The organism is Streptomyces sp. NPDC005408 (genome assembly GCF_040606445.1).
Lineage (GTDB): Bacteria > Actinomycetota > Actinomycetes > Streptomycetales > Streptomycetaceae > Streptomyces.
In genome coordinates this window covers 71,933-88,659 of sequence record NZ_JBEXEX010000003.1, presented here as the reverse complement: position 1 = coordinate 88,659, position 16,727 = coordinate 71,933, and the positions used below count along the sequence as shown (strand labels likewise).

Sequence of the window (16,727 nt, the reverse complement as noted above, 5' to 3'; positions counted from 1 at the left end):
GGTCAGGCGTTCATGTCACATCCTGCCGAGCTGTGCCGTCGTAGGTGTGCAAGCACCGACAACGGCAGAGGAGATCACCATGAGTGCCCGTTTGGACGCCTTCAGCAGCCCGACCGTAGGCAAGGTCTTCAAGCACATCATCGCGGCAAGCAAGGTGCTCGAGGACTCGACACTGCCGGCCGCGACGCAGGAGCTGGTGAAGCTCCGCGCCAGTCAGATCAACGGGTGTGGTTTCTGCACCGACATGCACAGCAAGGACGCAGCCGCCGCCGGTGAGACCTGGGTACGTCTCAACCTGGTCGCGGCGTGGCGGGAGGCCACGGTCTTCACCGAGGCCGAACGGGCCGCGCTGGAGCTGGCGGAGCAGGGCACCCGCATCGCGGATGCGGCCGGTGGGGTCACGGATGAGGCCTGGGCGAACGCCGCCAAGCACTACGACGAGGAGCAGTTGGCCGCCCTGGTGTGCGGGATCGCCCTCATCAACGCCTACAACCGGGCGAACGTCATCATCCAGCAGCCCGCCGGCGACTACCAGCCCGGCCAGTTCGCATAACCCTCACTGCCTGGCCGGGATTGCTGGTGCCCCCGAGGCTGCAGCATCACACGCCCCGGGCGCCCCTCGCCGGGGGCCGGGGCGTTGCTGTGGTCCGCCCGGCGGTCCGACTGGTCCAACAATTCGCCGGACCTCGCCAAGACCGGCTTCCATCCGCTCGAGGGAGCCCGCTACCTCCGGGACGTCGCTGACGCAGACCAGTGTGTCGTGCATCTGGCGGCGCATCACTCGTGCGCGTGGATGGAGGCGGAAGCGCGTGGGCTGCGCGAGGAATTGGAGAGCGAGTTCCCTCGCGAACATTCGCAGGCGCCAGAAGGAAGTTGCGGACAACACAAAGGCCCGGGTTGGGGATCATGTCCCTGACCTGGGCCTCAATCATTGGAGCGGGTGACGGGAATCGAACTCGCGCTCTGAGCTTGGGAATCACTGCGCTTCTACGCCTCGATGTGACCAGTCGGCTCTACAAGACCTCCCGCGTCAAGGTGTCGACAGCCGGTCCGGATGTCGTGGTGCAGCCGCCCGCGAGCAGGGCCAGCGCCATCACGCCCACCAGGACAGGACCGGTCCTCGTCAGTTCGGAACGCATGAGAGGTGCTCCCCTTCACCGTGTCAGGCCTTCCGACCGACGAACGCCCAGAAGGGTTGCCCTCGTAGCCGCGCTCACGGCACCGGCCGAGTCGGCGCCCTTTCCTCCCTGAACGTAGCCTGCAGAGCTGATGGGCGACGAGGACGGTGACGACACGCCGACGAGCTTGCCGATCTGCAGGATGCTCGGGCCCCCGCCCGTGTCGATGATGTACTCCCGGATGCACCGCAGGATCGTCTCCTGCCGCTCAGTCACACGTACTGTCCCGTCTCATCGAACCTTGAACGACCTCGTCGAACTCTGATGGCTGATCGTCGGATCGGGCAGATGAGTTTGAGGAGGCAGCGGAGTCACAGTGGATGGGAAGCGTCTGCAGACAAGGGAGAGTTGAGATGGGCAAGGCAGTCATGGGTGCAGTGGTCTCGCTGGACGGGTTCATCGCCGACGACCACGACGCGGTCGGGCCGCTCTTCGACTGGTGCGGCAACGGAGACGTCAGCTGGACCTTCCCCGGCGGAGACGACGAGTTGCGGACCACGCAGGCGTCGGCCGACTTCATGCGCGCTCACTACCGGGACGTCGCCTGCGTTGTCATCGGCCGGCGCCTGTTCGACATGACGAACGGCTGGAACGGCAAGCCCGCTGCAGGTGAGCACGTCTTCGTAGTCACCCACGAACCACCGGCGAACTGGGAACATGCCGGCACGGCGCCGTTCACGTTCGTCGACGGCGTCGAAGCGGCCATCAGCGCCGCTCAGGAATTCGCCGGCGACCGGCTCGTCGACGTGGGCGCCGGCGAGATCGGAGGCCAGGCACTCCGGCTCGGCCTCATCGACCAGGTCGTCGTCAATCTCGTGCCCGTGGTGTTCGGATCGGGCCGCCCGTTCTTCGCGACCGGCGCGTTGACCGACCCGATTCTGCTCGACGACCCTTCGCAGATCATCCGCGGGGACCGCGTGACGCACCTCGTATACGACGTCGCGAAGCGCTGAGTGCCAGCGTCTGTTGCGACTGCGAGAAGGCAAGCACGAAGCGTCGATTCCAGACGATATCGACGCGTCCACGAAGGGCGCGGGCGCGTCGGGGCGAGCGCTGGCCTTCCTGCTCCGGCATGCGCCAGGCCCAGGTGCGGCGCACTCTATGAACGTGGGTGCGTACGACCAAGAGGGCGCCCCGCACGAACCGCCACCCGGGCATGACCCACGGTGGACAGGTCGTCGGCTCGGGCGGCGCTGCGTTGTCAGGCGAAGGAGGGCGCGTGACTCGTTACCCGACTATTGCTGACCACGGCATGGTGGGCGATCTGCAGACCGCCGCGCTGGTGTCTTCCGGAGGCACGATCGACTGGTGGTGCACGCCCCGTTTCGACTCCCCCAGCGTCTTCGCCTCGATCCTGGACAGCGAACGCGGCGGCGACTGCCGGTTCTCGGCGGACCTCCGGGGCGAGAACGGCGCGACGATCCGGCAGCTGTACCTCTCGGACACGGCCATCCTGGTCAACCGGTTCCTGGCCCCCGGTGGTGTCGGCGAAGTGGCAGACTTCATGGATCCGATCGAGAGCACTACACCCACCGGCCGGCACCGCCTGGTCAGGGTCGCTCGCGTGGTCCGGGGCAACCTGCCGTTCACGTTCAGCTGCCGCCCACGTTTCGACTACGGACGTGCCCCGCACACCCTGGCGCAGACCGACGACCACTCGGCGGTCTTCCACGGGCCGGGGACGGACCTCCACGTCCAGGCCACCGCGTCCGTCGCGCTGCACGCGGACGGCGACGACATCACGGCCGGCTTCACGCTCGCCGCCGGCGAGATGGCAGCGGTGGTGCTGACGAGCGTGGCGAGCGGCGAGCCTGCCCCCGCCCCGCCGTCCCTGGACGACGTCGCCGACGAGCTGGAGTCCTGTCGCGCATTCTGGATCTCGTGGCTGCGCTCCTCCACGTACCGGGGCCGCTGGCGCGACATGGTGAACCGCTCGGCCATCACGCTCAAACTGCTCACCTACGCCCCGAGCGGCGCCCCGATCGCCGCCGCCACCATGGGACTGCCCGAGCAGATCGGCGGCGAACGCAACTGGGACTACCGCTACACCTGGATCCGCGACGCCTCGCTGTCCGTCCGGGCCCTGACCGACCTGGGCTTCGAGAAGGAAGCCGATGCCTTCCGCCGCTGGCTGCGCGACCGCATCGAGGCGGGCGGGACCGCCTCGGGAGACCCGTTGCAGATCATGTACCGGGTCGACGGTGACCCGCACCTCACCGAGGAGGTCATCGTCCACCTGGAGGGGTACATGGGCTCGTCGCCGGTGCGGGCCGGCAACGCCGCTGCGGACCAGGTCCAGCTCGACATCTACGGCGAGGCCGCCGATGCTCTCGCGCAGGGCCACGACATGGGAACCATCCGTGGCTGGAAGGCGGTCAGCGACGTACTGGACTGGCTCGCCGACAACTGGGACCGGTCCGACGAGGGGATCTGGGAGACCCGCGGCGGTCAGAAGAACTTCACGTACAGCCGCCTGATGACCTGGGTCGCGTTCGACCGCGGCATCCGGCTCGCCACCATGTACTCCCGTCCCGCCGACATCGCGCGCTGGACGGACGTCCGCAACATGGTCTTCAAGCAGATCGTCGAGCGCGGCTGGAGCGAGAAGCGGCAGGCGTTCGTGCAGCACTACGACACCGAGGTCCTGGACGCCTCGCTTCTGCTCATGCCACGGGTCGGCTTCCTCTCCCCGAGGGACCCGGCCTGGCTCAGCACGCTCGACGCCATGGACCGGGAGCTGGTGAGCGACAGTCTGGTCTACCGGTACGACCCGGCGGCGTCCCCCGACGGACTGCGCGGCTCCGAGGGCACGTTCAACCTGTGCAGCTTTCTGTATGTGGAGGCCCTGGCCCGTTCCGGCCGGCTGCAACAGGCCCGGTACGCCTTCGACAAGATGCTCACCTACGCCAACCATGTCGGGCTCTTCGCTGAGGAGATCGGTCCTTCCGGCGAGCAACTGGGCAACTTCCCCCAGGCGTTCACCCATCTCGCGCTGATCGCCGCGGCCATGGCACTCGATGAGCAGCTCGACCGGGCGGAGAGACGGCTCGAGTCCGAAACCGTCCCGGGCACCGATTTCCACACCGGCCGGCGCCCAGGCCTGGGCGGGGCGTGACGTCCGGCGGGCCGAGCGGAGGCGACACCGGTGTCCGAGACACGAACCCCGCAACAGCCGGCCAGAGCCCGGCGACGGGTCCTCGCCCCGCTGGCGCTCGCGCAGTTCATCTGCAGCTTCGCCGGGTCCAACATGAACGTGATGATCAACGACATCAGCGAGGACCTGGACACCACCGTCCAGGGAGTGCAGATCGCCATCACGGTCTTCCTGCTGGTCATGGCCGCGCTGATGATCCCCGGCGGCAAACTGACCGACCGCTACGGCCGCAAGCGGTGCCTCTTGGTTGGCCTCGTCATCTACGGCATCGGCGCCCTGCTGAGCGCCGCCGCCCCGGGCCTGGGCGCACTGATCCTCGGAAACTCGATCCTGGAAGGCATCGGAACGGCCCTACTCATCCCGCCCGTCTACATCCTCACGACGCTCCTCTTCACGGACCTCACCTCGCGAGCCCGCGCCTTCGGCGTCATCATGGCGCTGGGCGGCATCGGTGCCGCTGCCGGTCCGCTGATCGGCGGGCTCATCACCTCGGCGCTGAGCTGGCGTGCGGCCTTCGTGTTCCAGGCCCTGGTCATCATCGTGATCATCGTGCTCAGCCGGCACATCGAGGACCCCCTGCCGCCCGATCCGACGCGCCCCTTCGACACCACCGGAGCGGTCCTCTCGGCCGTCGGCCTCATCCTCGTCGTCATGGGCATCCTCGCTGCCGACAACAACGTCTGGCTCATGATCGGCCTGCTCGCCCTGGGCGCCCTCGTGCTCCTCTGGTTCTTCCGGTCCATACAGGCCAAGGAGCAAGCGGGGAAGGAACCCCTGCTGTCCACCGGCCTGTTCCGCAATCGCACCTCCAACCTGGGCCTCGTTACGCAAAACGCTCAGTGGCTGCTGCTGATGGGTTCCTCGTTCACCGTCGCGGCCTACCTCCAAGTCGTACGCGGCTACGACGCCGTCCAGACCGGCGTCATCTTCACCGCTGCCACGCTTGGCCTGCTCGCTTCGTCGCTCGCCGCCGAACGCCTCGCCAAGCGACGGCCCCAGCGGACCCTCATCATGACCGGCTTCATCGTCACCATCGCCGGGATCGTCGTCCTGATCGCGATGGCCGGCAGCGCCCCGAACCCTTGGGCCCTCGCCCCCGGACTCCTGCTGATCGGACTGGGCCTCGGCGTGATGCTGACCCCCTCGGTCAACGTCGTCCAGTCGAGCTTCCCCGAAGAGCAACAAGGGGAGATATCCGGCCTTTCCCGCAGCGTGTCGAACCTCGGTTCCTCCCTCGGCACGGCAGTCGCCGGCACCATCCTCGTCATCGGCCTCACCACCGGCGCTTACGCCGCCGCAATGATCACACTGGCCTTGATCGGACTCGTCGGACTCGCCGCCGCGATACTGCTTCCAAAGAAACCGCCTCCGAGCACGGCGTCAGGCCCCACCCCAGGACCCACCACAAAGCTGACGCCGTAGAGCACACGGAGGCGTTGGTCCCTCCGCGCGCGTCACCGCTGCGAGCGAGCACGCACGGATCTGGCACGGGACGCTTAGCGTGGTCCAGACAACAAGAAAGGCCCGGGTCTATGACCTGGGCCTTCGTCGTGGAGCGGGTGACGGGAATCGAACCCGCGCTCTGAGCTTGGGAATCACCGGCCGCTTCCGGCGGACATACCTGCTGACCTGTGGAAACGACACGAATCGGGGTGTGCTCCAGCCTCGCCTTGTGACCGTGGTTGACCGGTGAACGCTGCCCTATCTGTTGCGTATCTGGTGCGCTCGCCGTGCAGGCGCACGGCCGCCGCCTTCCCCTCACGCCCCTGCCTCTACCCTTGAGGACTTCGGATTGATGGTTCACGAACAACCACGGAACGGAGCGTGCGGTGACTGCGGGGGAAGCGCATGGCGGAGAGCTGACGGGCAAGGTACTCGGCGGGCGTTACCGAGTGACCTCCATTATCGGGCGCGGCGGCATGGGAGTGGTCGCCCGGGCGGTGGACGAACTCCTGAACCGAGAGGTCGCCGTCAAGGTCCTGCGGGCTTTCACCGACACCTCCGCAGCCGAACTGGCCGACGTGCGGACCCGGATGCAGCGGGAGGCGCAGGCCGCCGCCCGTATCCGGCACAGCGGCGTGGTCACCGTGCACGACGTGACCGAGGAGCAGGGCCTCCCGGTCATCGTCATGGAACTCGTCGACGGGCCCTCGCTCGACGACGTGCTGGCGGAGCGCGGCCCGCTTGAGCCGCACGAAGCCGCCGCGATCGGCGCCAGGCTGATGGACGCGCTCGACGCCGCGCACCGGGCCGGCGTACTGCACCGGGACGTCAAGCCGGGAAACGTGCTGATCGAGCACGGCGGCAGGGTCGTGCTCACCGACTTCGGCATCGCCAGCATGGAAGCCTCCGGCGACGACGCCATGGCCAAGCTGACCCAGAGCGGTCAACTCGTCGGTTCCCTCGACTATCTGCCGCCGGAGCGCGCGCAGGGCAGGGAGCCCGGTCCCGCGTCGGACATCTGGTCGCTCGGCATGACGCTCTACGCAGCCGTGGAGGGAACTTCGCCGTTCCGCCGCACGTCCGCGTGGTCCACCCTTTCGGCGATCGTCACCGAGCCCCTGCCGGAGCCGCGCCGGGCGGGACCGCTCACGCCGGTGCTCCAGGCGCTGATGGCGAAGGAGCCGGGGAACCGGCCCACCGCGGAACAGGCGCGCGGCATGCTAGAGCGCGTCGCCTCGGGCGGGACGGTGCACCTCCCATCCGCCGCTCCGACGCCGACACCCGCTCCCGCTCCCACGGTGGGTCCCGGGGCTGCGGCCGCCGCCGCACCTGCCCCCGGGTTCGGTCCCCCGCTGTTCCCCCAGCCCGCCCCGCAGCCTGAGCCTCCGCACGCCGGCTACGCGCAGCCCGACCTGCCGCCGCACGGCGCGCCGGTCGCGGGCCACGCCGGAGTCCCCGCTCCCGAGACGAGCCGGACGGCAGCCCGCCGCAGCAACCGCACCGTCGTCGCGGCAGCGGCCGCCGTCGTGCTCCTCGCCGCAGGCGCCGGCATCACCTATGCCCTGACGTCCCAACAGGGCGGCACGACCACGGACGGCGCACAGGCGACGCCGCCTGGCGTCGGCTCCCACACGGACAGCCCCTGGTCGACCGGGGGCAGCACCCCGTCGTCCGCCGGTTCTCCCGGAACGTCCTCGAAGCCGTCGACCTCGGAGGAGCCGGACGATCACGAGGACGAGGAGCTGGGCCCCACGAAGAAGCCCGGCGTCGAAGGCGACAAGCCGGCCGAGAGCCCGTCGGCCTCCCCAGAGACCAAGCCCAGCCCGACGGTGAAGGAGCCCACCCCGGTGTCGACGGCCTGCACCGGCTGGGGCCACGAGAACCGCAGCGACGGCTACGGCTATCTGGCCGAGACGTCCCACCTCTACACCGGGCCGTACGCGGAATGCCAGTACGTGACCGTGGTCAAGACCGGTGTGAAGCTCTACTACCACTGCTACATCACCAACGCCTACGGCAACAAGTGGATCTACGCCCGTATCGATGGGACGAACACCGAAGGCTGGGCCCACAGCACCAAACTCACCAAGGAGAGCGGCACCCTGCCCCGCTGCTAGGCGTTCCCAACCAGTGCTGTATAGGGGCGCAAGCCGCCACCGTGATAGCCCCGCGACGGCCCGGGACCGCTTCAGAGGCGGTCTTTGGCGGCCCGCCCCAGCTGGCTTGATGGGGACGGTTGCTGCAGTTGCGGTACTGCGCTGCTGCCGCCGCGTGCTCAGTGCAGTCGCTCCGCCTGGTCGCCCTCGTAGGGCCCCGAGACTGGCCGACGATGCCGCATCCCCTTGGCTGGCATGATCACCTGGATGGGGCGGATGTGGACGTTGTGGTTCGCTGCTGTACAGCAAGCACCCAGACGGGACGGTTCGCCTCCGGGGTCTGGAAAGCGCCTGGCTCAGGCCAGCCCCGTGGCCGTCAGGAATGACGTACCCGCCGCCGGCGCGTTCGCAGCTGCGTGAGGTTGGCATGCTGGGTGCTCTGTATTTGACGACGGCCTGCAATGGGGCTGGACTGGATTCACGGGCGCTGCGGCCAAACTCCGTTCTAGGGAGAGCAGCGATGACAACCATTGGAACTTTCAATCTTCTGCAGCCCTACCAGATCGCCGAGGAGACGTTCGTCATCCCGTGGGCCCTGGAAGCCCCGCCGGTCGGCCACTTCCCGATGAATTCGATGGTGATCCGCGGGGCCGAACCGGTGCTCGTGGACACCGGGGCACCGGCGGTGCGGTCACAGTGGCTGGAGGCTGCGTGGTCCGTGGTAGATCCCTTGGACGTGCGGTGGGTCTTCCTCACCCACGACGACCGTGACCACGCTGGCAACCTCTTGGCGGTCCTCGCTGCATGCCCGAACGCGACACTGCTGACGACGTGGTTTTCGATCGGGCGCATGGCCGAGGAGTGGGAGACGCCCATCAACCGGTGCCGCTTCGTGATCGACGGCGATACCGTGGATGTGGGCGACCGAACTCTGGTTGCCAAGCGGCCGCCACTGTACGACAACCCGACAACCCGCGCCCTCTTCGACCCGAAGACCAATGTCTTGTGGTCGGTGGACACCTTCGCGACGAACGTGCCTAATCCCATGCCCGAAATCGCAGACCTATCCGCCGACGAATTTCGGGACGGCCAATTCTTCGGCGGGCGCCTGGTCTCGCCCTGGGTCGCGTTGCTGGACGGCCAAAGGTTCCGGGCGGTGGTGGACGACATCCAGCGGCTTGGCGCCGAGGTCATCGCAGGCTGCCACTCGCCGGTGCTTCGTGGGCCACGGATCGCGGAGGCGTTCGACCTTCTCCGCCAGCTTCCTGAGATTCCGGCGTGGCCAGAGTTCACGCAGGCCGACCTCGACCATTGGATGGCGGTCGCCGAGGGTTCGGTCCCGCCGGAACAGCCACGGCCGTCGGCCACGTGATGTCCCAGGCAAGCTGCTCAAGCCGTTGAGGCCGCTCGGGAGACCCCAGTTTGGAAGATCGCGTACGCGGATGACTGCTGACCTGGGCAGTTACTGACCTGGGCCGGAGTCAGGACCAGGGGCTGCCTGATGGCCAACAAGAAGGGCAAGCGGCGTACGTTCGGCGCAGTTCGGAAACTCTCCTCCGGCCGCTTTCAGGCTCGCTATCCGGGCCCGGACGGCGTCATGCGGCCAGCGCTGACACCTTCGCTACCGCTCGTGACGCCGACGACTGGCTCGCCGAGAAGCGCACCGAGATCCGTCGTGGTGACTGGCAGGACCCTGACGCGGGCGCGGTCAACTTCGAGGAGTACGCGCTCCGCTGGGTCAAGGAACGTCGCCCTGTCGCCGACCACAGATGAGCTGTACTGCCGACTCCTGCGGCTGCACATCCTGCCCACCTCCGGGGATCTGGACCTCGACGAGATCACTGCGCCCCGCGTGCGGTCCTGGCGCTCCGAACGGCTGGACGCGACCGGTGCCGAAACCACGGTCGCCAAAAGCTATCGGCTCCTCAAGGCCATCCTGGAGACGGCTATGGAGGATGAGCTGATCCGCCGGAATCCGTGCCGTATTCGTGGGGCCGGAAAGGAGTCCGCTGCAGAACGGCCGGTCGCCTCCGTCGACCAGGTCGACGCGCTTGCCACGGCACTCGGGCCGCGCTGGCGTCTCATGGTCTATCTCGGCGCGTACGGGCCGCTCCGACCGGAGGAACAGGCGGAGCTCCGTCGCAAGGACGTGGACCTCGACAACATGACGGTTCGTGTCCGGCAGGCTGCGCCGGAGCTCCCGACCGGCAAGCGGGCCGAGGGGCCGACCAAGTCCGAGGCGGGCAAGCGGCTCGTGGTCCTGCCGGCCTTTCTGCGGATCGAGCGCGGCGGCATCTCGACTGGTACGCGGAGAAGGAGCCCGACGGACTGCTGTTCGTGGGGGAGAAGGGCAAGCCCAAACTGAGACGGACGGGGATCACAAGCCGTCCCCGTCAAGGCCCCATGACAACGAGACGAGATCTAGTCGAAGTTAGGGCCTAATGAGTCCCGCATAGCGGCGCGGAGATGCCGCAAGGCGGTGTCGTACGGGAGGTGGAGCGCCTGCCACTGGGCAGCTTCATCACCGACCGCAACGTCAGTCGTCGCGATGGCAACTCGCAGCGCTCTCAGGAGGTCATAGGCCTCCCGTGCGGCGTCATAGACGCTAGGAGGTGCAACCAGAAACAGTTCGTACCTGGCTGCTATCACGCCGGTCGAGCGGAAAGCTTCCACCACATCGCTACTCGCGATCGGCGTGGGGCGACTCAACGCAAGTGTTTGTAACGCGGTTTCAGCCTCGGTCAGCGCAGTGAGGTACCGGACGTACGCAGTCCGCCGTAGCTCTGCGTGCCGGAGTCGTTGATCTCGCTTCGTTCGCACTGACTCAATGACGAGCGTTGAGCCAACGCCAAGCACGCCGCCGCTCAAGGTGCTGATCAGGGTCAACCATCCCATGATGCCAAGCTATGAGGGCGAGACTTCGCGTGGTAGGGCGCGTATCCGGCGAACTGCTCACTCCCCCAGTCCGTCTCATGCGCCAGCAGACGAGACGGTTCGGGCCGAGCCGGTAGTAGAACACCGCTTTAAGAGCGAGGTGGGGCGAGTTGGGGCCTGACCTGCGGGACGCCGACATTGGCGTCTGCTCGCTGTGGCCGCTCCGGCAGCCGCAGTTCCCCGGAAGTCCCCGCCCCATCTGGCGCGGTTGTGGCACGGGTTGCCCCCTAGATGCGAACTATTGGCGGGGCGGTCGCTGAGGTCTGCTGGGGTGGTCAGCCGGTTATCTGGGGCCGGTAGCGGTCAGCTGCGGTCGCGGTGGTTGCTGTACTTCGCTGCTGTACTGCAACGGCTCCGGAGGCCGCTTAACTCCTGAGGGTTCTTACAGGTCATGGCCTCATGCCGTAGCGCTGAGGGCTTCCCTGTCCACGGATAGTCGACGGTGTGGCAGCCGGATGACGGTGCCTTCTGTCGCCCAGGTGATCCGCTACTGGATGACCTCGTAGATCTCCTTGTAGCCGGATGCCGCGTTACTGTTAAACGTGTCGATCAGTGACTGCGTGTTCTCGTCTGGATTCACGAAGAACGCTCGCTCTATGGTGAAGTACTGGTCGAGGCTATCGAATTCCCATTGGCAGACGACCGTATCCATGGGGCCGGCGTAATCGACGTAGATTCGCCGGTTCGTGTACCCGGCTTCTTCAAACACCTTGGTGAGGGTCTTGAACGCCGCCACGATCTCCGGCGCCTTCCCGCGTTCAGCTTGGTAGACCTCGCGCATCATGTACATGGATTGACCCTGCCTTCCTGCTCGAGCAGTAAGTAACTGACCCAGCGCCCAACCTCATGCTACGTCGCCCAAATACCGCTCGCATGCCAAGCGGGGTCGGGCGATCAGTGGTGTGACCTGGGTGTTTCCTGCCTTGGCCACAGTCTCGCTGTGTGCCCTCCCTGCACCTCGATTCCCGTGAATCCCCGTCCCTTCTGGCACGAGAGTGGCACGGGCCCACGCGGTCGGTGGAGTCTCAATGGCCGAGTCAAGGGCCTTCGAGCGCCTGCCCGCCGGGTCCCCGACTGACCGGGCGCGCTTCGGGCACGTAGCTGAGGTGGTCGCCTCGACCACTTCGTCATCCCGGATAGTCGGCTCGCCATGGGTAGTCGAAGGCTGCGACGCCGCCGTACTGTGCCGCTGCTGATTTGAGCTCGTCCGCGGCGGAGGCGAGGTGGCCGGCGTCGGGATAGGCGGCCAGGTCGCCCGCGGCGACGATGAACTCGGCTCCCAGGATGGGGCCCACGCCCGGCAGGGACTCGATGATGTGGGCCTGGGGGTGGGTGCGGAAGGTTCGCCGGATCTGCTGGTCGATGTGCTTGAGCCGGTCGTCCAGGGCGAGGATCTGTGTGGCGATGTCCGCGACGATGCCGGCGGCGACATCTTGGCCTGGCAGCGTGACGTGCTGAGTCCTGGCGGCTTGGAGGGCGGTGGCGGCGACCGCTTCAGGGTTGCGGACGTTCTGTGCCTTGAGCCAGGCGGTGAGGCGGGCTTGGCCGTGGCGGCGTATGGCTGCCGGGGCCTGGTGGCGGGTGAGCAGGATGAGCGCACCTTCGTGGTCGGCGTATTCGAAGGCGCGTTCCAGCGCGGGAAAGATGCCGGTGAGCGTGTCGCGGAGCCGGTTGAGCATGCGGACGCGGTCGGCGATCAGGTCGGTGCGGTGGGCGGTCATCAGCGACAGATCGGCTGCCAGCTGGGCTGGGACGTCGATGGAGGGGAAGTCCCGCCGCATGCGGGCGGTGTCTGCGATCACGTAGGCGTCACGGGCATCGGTCTTGGCTTCACCGCGGTAGGAGCCGGACATCCGGTTGACCGTCCGGCCGGGAACGTAGACGGCCTGTTGACCGTGGGCGGCGAGTAAGGCCAGCAACAGCGCGGACGCGGTGCCGGCGATGTCAACGGCCCAGTGCACCTTGTCGGAAAGGGTGAGAATCTCACCGAGGGCGGTCAGAATCGCGCTCTCGTCGTTGGGAACCTTCTTGCTCCAGATCGTTGCCCCGGCTTCATCGACCGCGGCGAGCCAGTGATGGGCCTTACCTGCGTCGATCCCGACCCAGAGGTGGGTCAGCTGCTCGGCCATGTGCGTCTCCTCGGTTCAGGCTGCATGCCGTTCGGCCCGAGGAACACCCGCCGTCAGCTCCGTAAACAGCGACCAATGCGCACATCTCAATCAGCGGCCAGGCGTCCCGAAGAGCGGGGCGGCCACTCCACCGGAGCCACCGGGGGCAAGCGACTTTAGAGTCACACCCCACTCTTCCGGACCGCCAAACAACTTACGGAGCGGCTTTGGGCGGGAGCTGCCATGGGGCGAGAGATCGGGGCCCGTACGCTGGCCGCGAATCGGGCTGGCTCCTCGCCTGCCAGCGCCTGCGGCACTCCTGGCGGGCGTACGCCGTGCACGTCACCGCGCTGACTCCCGGGTGGCTCCAGGTCCGGGTCATCGGCTACGACGTGCTGCGCCGGGTCGTCATGCCTCGCGCAGCAACGCCGAAGCTGCTCAGCGTCCCTGTGGCGCTCCGCTCCGACGGTGCCGTTCATACGCGGGACTTCCGGACCATCGCCCATGAGCTCGTGATGGGCGCGACAGAGTCGGGGAAGTCGGTCTACCTGCGCGGCCTGCTGGCAGGGCTCGCTCCGCAGTCGGTCGCCCTGGTCGGCATTGACTGCAAGTGGGGCGTGGAACTGGCCCCGTTCTCACCGAGGTTGTCGGCACTGGCCTGCACGCCCGGGGAAGCCGCGGACCTGCTGGACGCCCTGGTCACCGAGATGACCGAGCGGTACGAGCTGATCAGGACCGTGCAACGGCTCGCGTCCGGCTCGTCGCCGGATTCGATCTCCTCGGACGTCTGGGGCTTGCCCGAGGACATGAGGCCGGTGCCGGTCATCGTCTTCATCGACGAGGTGGCGGAGCTGTTCCTCACCGCGAGCGCCGCCGACGAGAAGCGTCGGGACCAGATGGTCACGCAGCTCGTACGGCTCGCCCAGCTCGGCCGAGCCGCTGGCATCTACCTGGAGGTGTGCGGCCAGCGCTTCGGAGCTGAACTGGGCAAGGGAGCAACCGCGTTGCGTGCCCAGCTCACCGGCCGGATCTCGCACCGAGTGAACGACGAGGCCACGGCAAAGATGGCGCTCGGGGACATCAGCCCCGTCGCGGTCCTCACTGCGACCACCATCGGGCCTGACCAACGTGGTGTCGCGGTGGCCGGTGACTCTTCCGGCGGCTGGTCCCTCGTCCGCAGCCCCTTCACGGGCCTGGCCGATGCGGTCGCCGTCTGCGTCGAGTACGCCGAGCTGACCCCCTCGATTCCCGGCCTCGAACCCTTCCGCCCCTCCGCGCCCTCCAAGGCCTTCGCCTTGGCCTCGGACAAGGACTGACGCCATGCGGACATCGCTCCGACTGGACGCCGTACTCGTACAAGCCGTCATCGCGGGTGCGCTGTCCTTCTCCCACCTTCACGACCTGGCCGAGGCCGCCGGGCAGAGCGGGTGGAAGGCGTAGGCCTACCCGGTCTCCGTGGATCTGCTGCTCGTCGCCGCCTGGCGTCGGCTCCGGACCCTGCGGGACTCCGGCGCACCGCGATGCGGCGCATGGTCCTGGTTCGCGGTGGCGCTCGCTGCCTCACTCGGGGCGAACGTCGCTACGGCCGGGCTGCTCGACCTGAACGATGTGCCCGACTGGCTGCGCATCCTCGTCGCCGGGTGGCCGGCACTCGCGTTCCTCGGCGGCACGCTCCTCGTGCACTCTCCCGGGCCCAAGCATCCGGAACCTGCGCCGCTCGAACCCGTCGACACCGAACCCGAAGTCGCACGCGAGCAACTCGCTGAGCCCGAGCGTCTCGGCCCCGGCACTGCCTGCAGCACCGGGCGTACCGCCCGCCATGGTCACCCACGCGCGGAAGCTCGCCGACTCGCACCGCGCGGCGACCGGCCGACACATCGACGCCGACACCCTGCGCGCCCGGCTCGGCGTGCCCGCTCCGATGGCCGACGCCATCGCCGCCCAACTCGCCTGAGAGGAGGTGACCCCATGCCCCGCAATCGCTTCTGGGACGTCGACCGGATCGGCCCCATCCAGATCGGCACCCACCACGACCGCCACGGCCGGAGGAACAGGCCGCGATGCGCCGCCATGACGTCGACCTGGAGAACGTGGGCATCTGGGTGCGGACGGCTGAGCCCGAACTCACCACCGGTCGGCGGGCGCCGGGTGACACGAAGTCCGATGCGGGCAAGCGGTTCCTCGTCCTGCCGGCCTTTCTGGAGAAGGACCTCAAGCGCCATCTCGCCTGGTACGCGGAGAAGAAGCCGGACGGACTGCTGTTCGTGGGGGAGCGAGGCAAGCCGTTCCGACGCTCTACGTTCGGGCGGAAGTGGCGGAAGGCTCGGGCCAAGGTCGGGCTGCCGGGGCACTTTCGCTTCTACGACCTCCGTCACACCGGACACACGCTCTCGACGCAGTCGGGTGCCACCCTCAAGGACACGATGGTCCGCGCCGGGCAGTCCTCCGAGCGGGCCGCGCTGATCTATCAGCACTCGAACTTGGAGCGGCAGCGCGAGGTTGCCAGCGGGATCGACACCCGTGTCCGTGCTGAGCGCGAGAAAGCTGCCAGCGTGCCCGGCGATCAGTCATCGGGCACGGAACGGGCACGAGACGCCTGATCCGGTCTAGACAACAAAGAAGCCCCGGGCTCTTGGCCTGGGGCTTTTGCGTGGAGCGGGTGACGGGAATCGAACCCGCGCTCTGAGCTTGGGAAGCTCATGTTCTACCATTAAACTACACCCGCGCAGCGGCCTGTGATCGGCACCGCATCGTCGCACACTGTACCCCATCGCTGGCCCCCGGTGTATTTCGCCGCGGGGCCTTTGCGCTGTCCGGGGCCCTGATTCCGGGCCCGCTCCAAGGCCGGATGCGGCTGCGGGGCGCGGGAGTTGAGGCGTAATGTTGAAAGGCGGAGTGCCGCGCGCGGCCCGTCCTGTTCATCCCCTAATGTGGTCGTTCGTCCGCATTTCGTTGGGGAAGGGACCCGATGGACTTGATGGAGCGCACCGTCGTCCGCTGTGCCGAAGGGCACGTCTTCAGTACCGCTTCGTTCCCGATGCAGCAGCTCGGCGCCGATCGGATCGGGCCAGGGCGGCTCATCCGGTGTCCGCGTTGTGCGCGGCTTCGGAATGCCGTGCCCGTGGAGCCGGCCAAGCAGTAGCCGAAGACGGCGGAATGTAGGGGAGAGGGCACGGAGAGGAGCGCGCGGGGCTGTCCGATTGGGGTGGGCCCGTGCGCTCTGCGTATCCTCAGGGCGTGCTTCTCTCAGACAAGGACATCCGGGCCGAGATCGACGCCGGGCGGGTCCGCATCGACCCGTACGACGAATCCATGGTGCAGCCCTCGAGCATCGATGTGCGGCTCGACCGCTACTTCCGGGTGTTCGAGAACCACCGCTATCCGCACATCGACCCCGCCGTCGAGCAGGCCGATCTGACGAGGCTGGTCGAGCCGGAGGGCGATGAGCCGTTCATCCTGCACCCCGGGGAGTTCGTGCTCGCCTCGACGTACGAGGTCATCTCGCTGCCGGACGACCTCGCCTCGCGGCTGGAGGGGAAGAGCTCTCTCGGGCGCCTCGGTCTGGTCACGCACTCGACCGCCGGCTTCATCGACCCCGGGTTCTCCGGGCACGTCACGCTCGAGCTCTCCAATCTCGCGACGCTGCCGATCAAGCTGTGGCCGGGGATGAAGATCGGCCAGCTGTGCATGTTCCGGCTGAGCACGCCGGCCGAATTCCCGTACGGGAGCGAGCGCTACGGGTCGCGCTACCAGGGGCAGCGGGGACCGACCGCGTCTCGGTCGTATCAGAACTTCCACCGGTCGCAGGTGTGAG

At 67.7% G+C, this 16,727-nt stretch carries 11 protein-coding genes, 1 tRNA gene and 6 pseudogenes; 12 read left to right on the top strand and 6 right to left on the bottom strand.

All coding sequences use genetic code 11. The features are described from left to right. The first annotated feature begins 79 nt into the window (after nucleotides 1-79). The gene (locus ABZS64_RS04330) at nucleotides 80-553 is read left to right on the top strand and encodes a carboxymuconolactone decarboxylase family protein (protein WP_355822945.1); all 474 of its coding nucleotides are present in this window, start codon (nucleotides 80-82) and stop codon (nucleotides 551-553) included. Between the two features lie 123 nt (nucleotides 554-676). Then, nucleotides 677-850: pseudogene (locus ABZS64_RS04325) on the top strand (phosphohydrolase); the annotation flags it as partial. Between the two features lie 163 nt (nucleotides 851-1,013). Here the strand turns inward: ABZS64_RS04325 and ABZS64_RS04320 are convergent. After that, entirely contained in the window at nucleotides 1,014-1,139 is a 126-nt protein-coding gene (locus tag ABZS64_RS04320) for a hypothetical protein (RefSeq protein ID WP_355822943.1), read from the bottom strand. 15 nt (nucleotides 1,140-1,154) lie between these two features. Further along, entirely contained in the window at nucleotides 1,155-1,394 is a 240-nt protein-coding gene (locus ABZS64_RS04315) for a hypothetical protein (protein ID WP_355822941.1), read from the bottom strand. 137 nt (nucleotides 1,395-1,531) lie between these two features. Here ABZS64_RS04315 and ABZS64_RS04310 point away from each other — a divergent pair, with 137 nt between their 5' ends. The 6 genes and pseudogenes from ABZS64_RS04310 to ABZS64_RS04285 form a co-directional block, all read left to right on the top strand. After that, nucleotides 1,532-2,131, top strand: a complete 600-nt coding sequence (locus tag ABZS64_RS04310) for a dihydrofolate reductase (protein ID WP_355822939.1) — start codon at nucleotides 1,532-1,534, stop codon at nucleotides 2,129-2,131. Nucleotides 2,132-2,397: 266 nt separating this feature from the next. Continuing rightward, nucleotides 2,398-4,293, top strand: a complete 1,896-nt coding sequence (locus tag ABZS64_RS04305; protein ID WP_355822937.1) for a glycoside hydrolase family 15 protein — start codon at nucleotides 2,398-2,400, stop codon at nucleotides 4,291-4,293. A 30-nt stretch (nucleotides 4,294-4,323) separates the two neighbouring features. After that, nucleotides 4,324-5,754 (top strand): MFS transporter, encoded by a 1,431-nt coding sequence (locus tag ABZS64_RS04300; protein WP_355822935.1) that lies wholly within the window; start codon nucleotides 4,324-4,326, stop codon nucleotides 5,752-5,754. Between the two features lie 407 nt (nucleotides 5,755-6,161). Further along, a complete protein-coding gene (locus ABZS64_RS04295; RefSeq protein ID WP_355822933.1) occupies nucleotides 6,162-7,892 on the top strand; it encodes a serine/threonine-protein kinase in 1,731 nt (576 codons plus the stop codon). Between the two features lie 499 nt (nucleotides 7,893-8,391). After that, nucleotides 8,392-9,243 carry an MBL fold metallo-hydrolase gene (locus ABZS64_RS04290; RefSeq protein ID WP_355822931.1) on the top strand — a complete coding sequence of 284 codons (852 nt, stop codon included), beginning with the start codon at nucleotides 8,392-8,394 and terminating at the stop codon, nucleotides 9,241-9,243. A 129-nt stretch (nucleotides 9,244-9,372) separates the two neighbouring features. Continuing rightward, nucleotides 9,373-10,244 (top strand): annotated as a pseudogene (locus ABZS64_RS04285) (site-specific integrase); the annotation flags it as partial. A 48-nt stretch (nucleotides 10,245-10,292) separates the two neighbouring features. Here ABZS64_RS04285 and ABZS64_RS04280 read toward each other — a convergent pair. From ABZS64_RS04280 to ABZS64_RS04270, 3 genes and pseudogenes are all read right to left on the bottom strand, one after another. Next, nucleotides 10,293-10,757 carry a hypothetical protein gene (locus ABZS64_RS04280; protein ID WP_355823446.1) on the bottom strand — a complete coding sequence of 155 codons (465 nt, stop codon included), beginning with the start codon at nucleotides 10,755-10,757 and terminating at the stop codon, nucleotides 10,293-10,295. Nucleotides 10,758-11,292: 535 nt separating this feature from the next. Further along, nucleotides 11,293-11,595: a hypothetical protein gene (locus tag ABZS64_RS04275; RefSeq protein ID WP_355822929.1), complete on the bottom strand. Its 303-nt coding sequence runs from the start codon at nucleotides 11,593-11,595 to the stop codon at nucleotides 11,293-11,295. 421 nt (nucleotides 11,596-12,016) lie between these two features. Next, nucleotides 12,017-12,934: pseudogene (locus ABZS64_RS04270) on the bottom strand (IS110 family transposase); the annotation flags it as partial. Between the two features lie 281 nt (nucleotides 12,935-13,215). On the opposite strand from ABZS64_RS04270, the pseudogene ABZS64_RS04265 reads away from it, so the two are divergent. From ABZS64_RS04265 to ABZS64_RS04255, 3 pseudogenes are all read left to right on the top strand, one after another. Further along, nucleotides 13,216-14,229, top strand: a pseudogene (locus ABZS64_RS04265) (FtsK/SpoIIIE domain-containing protein); the annotation flags it as partial. 4 nt (nucleotides 14,230-14,233) lie between these two features. After that, nucleotides 14,234-14,867 (top strand): annotated as a pseudogene (locus ABZS64_RS04260) (DUF2637 domain-containing protein). A gap of 79 nt (nucleotides 14,868-14,946) precedes the next feature. Continuing rightward, nucleotides 14,947-15,513: pseudogene (locus ABZS64_RS04255) on the top strand (tyrosine-type recombinase/integrase); the annotation flags it as partial. A 51-nt stretch (nucleotides 15,514-15,564) separates the two neighbouring features. Here the strand turns inward: ABZS64_RS04255 and ABZS64_RS04250 are convergent. Beyond that, nucleotides 15,565-15,638 (bottom strand) — tRNA-Gly (locus ABZS64_RS04250). Nucleotides 15,639-16,150: 512 nt separating this feature from the next. On the opposite strand from ABZS64_RS04250, the gene dcd reads away from it, so the two are divergent. After that, nucleotides 16,151-16,726, top strand: coding sequence for a dCTP deaminase (dcd, locus tag ABZS64_RS04245; RefSeq protein WP_355822927.1), 576 nt, complete (start codon nucleotides 16,151-16,153; stop codon nucleotides 16,724-16,726). The last annotated feature ends 1 nt before the right edge of the window (nucleotide 16,727 follow it).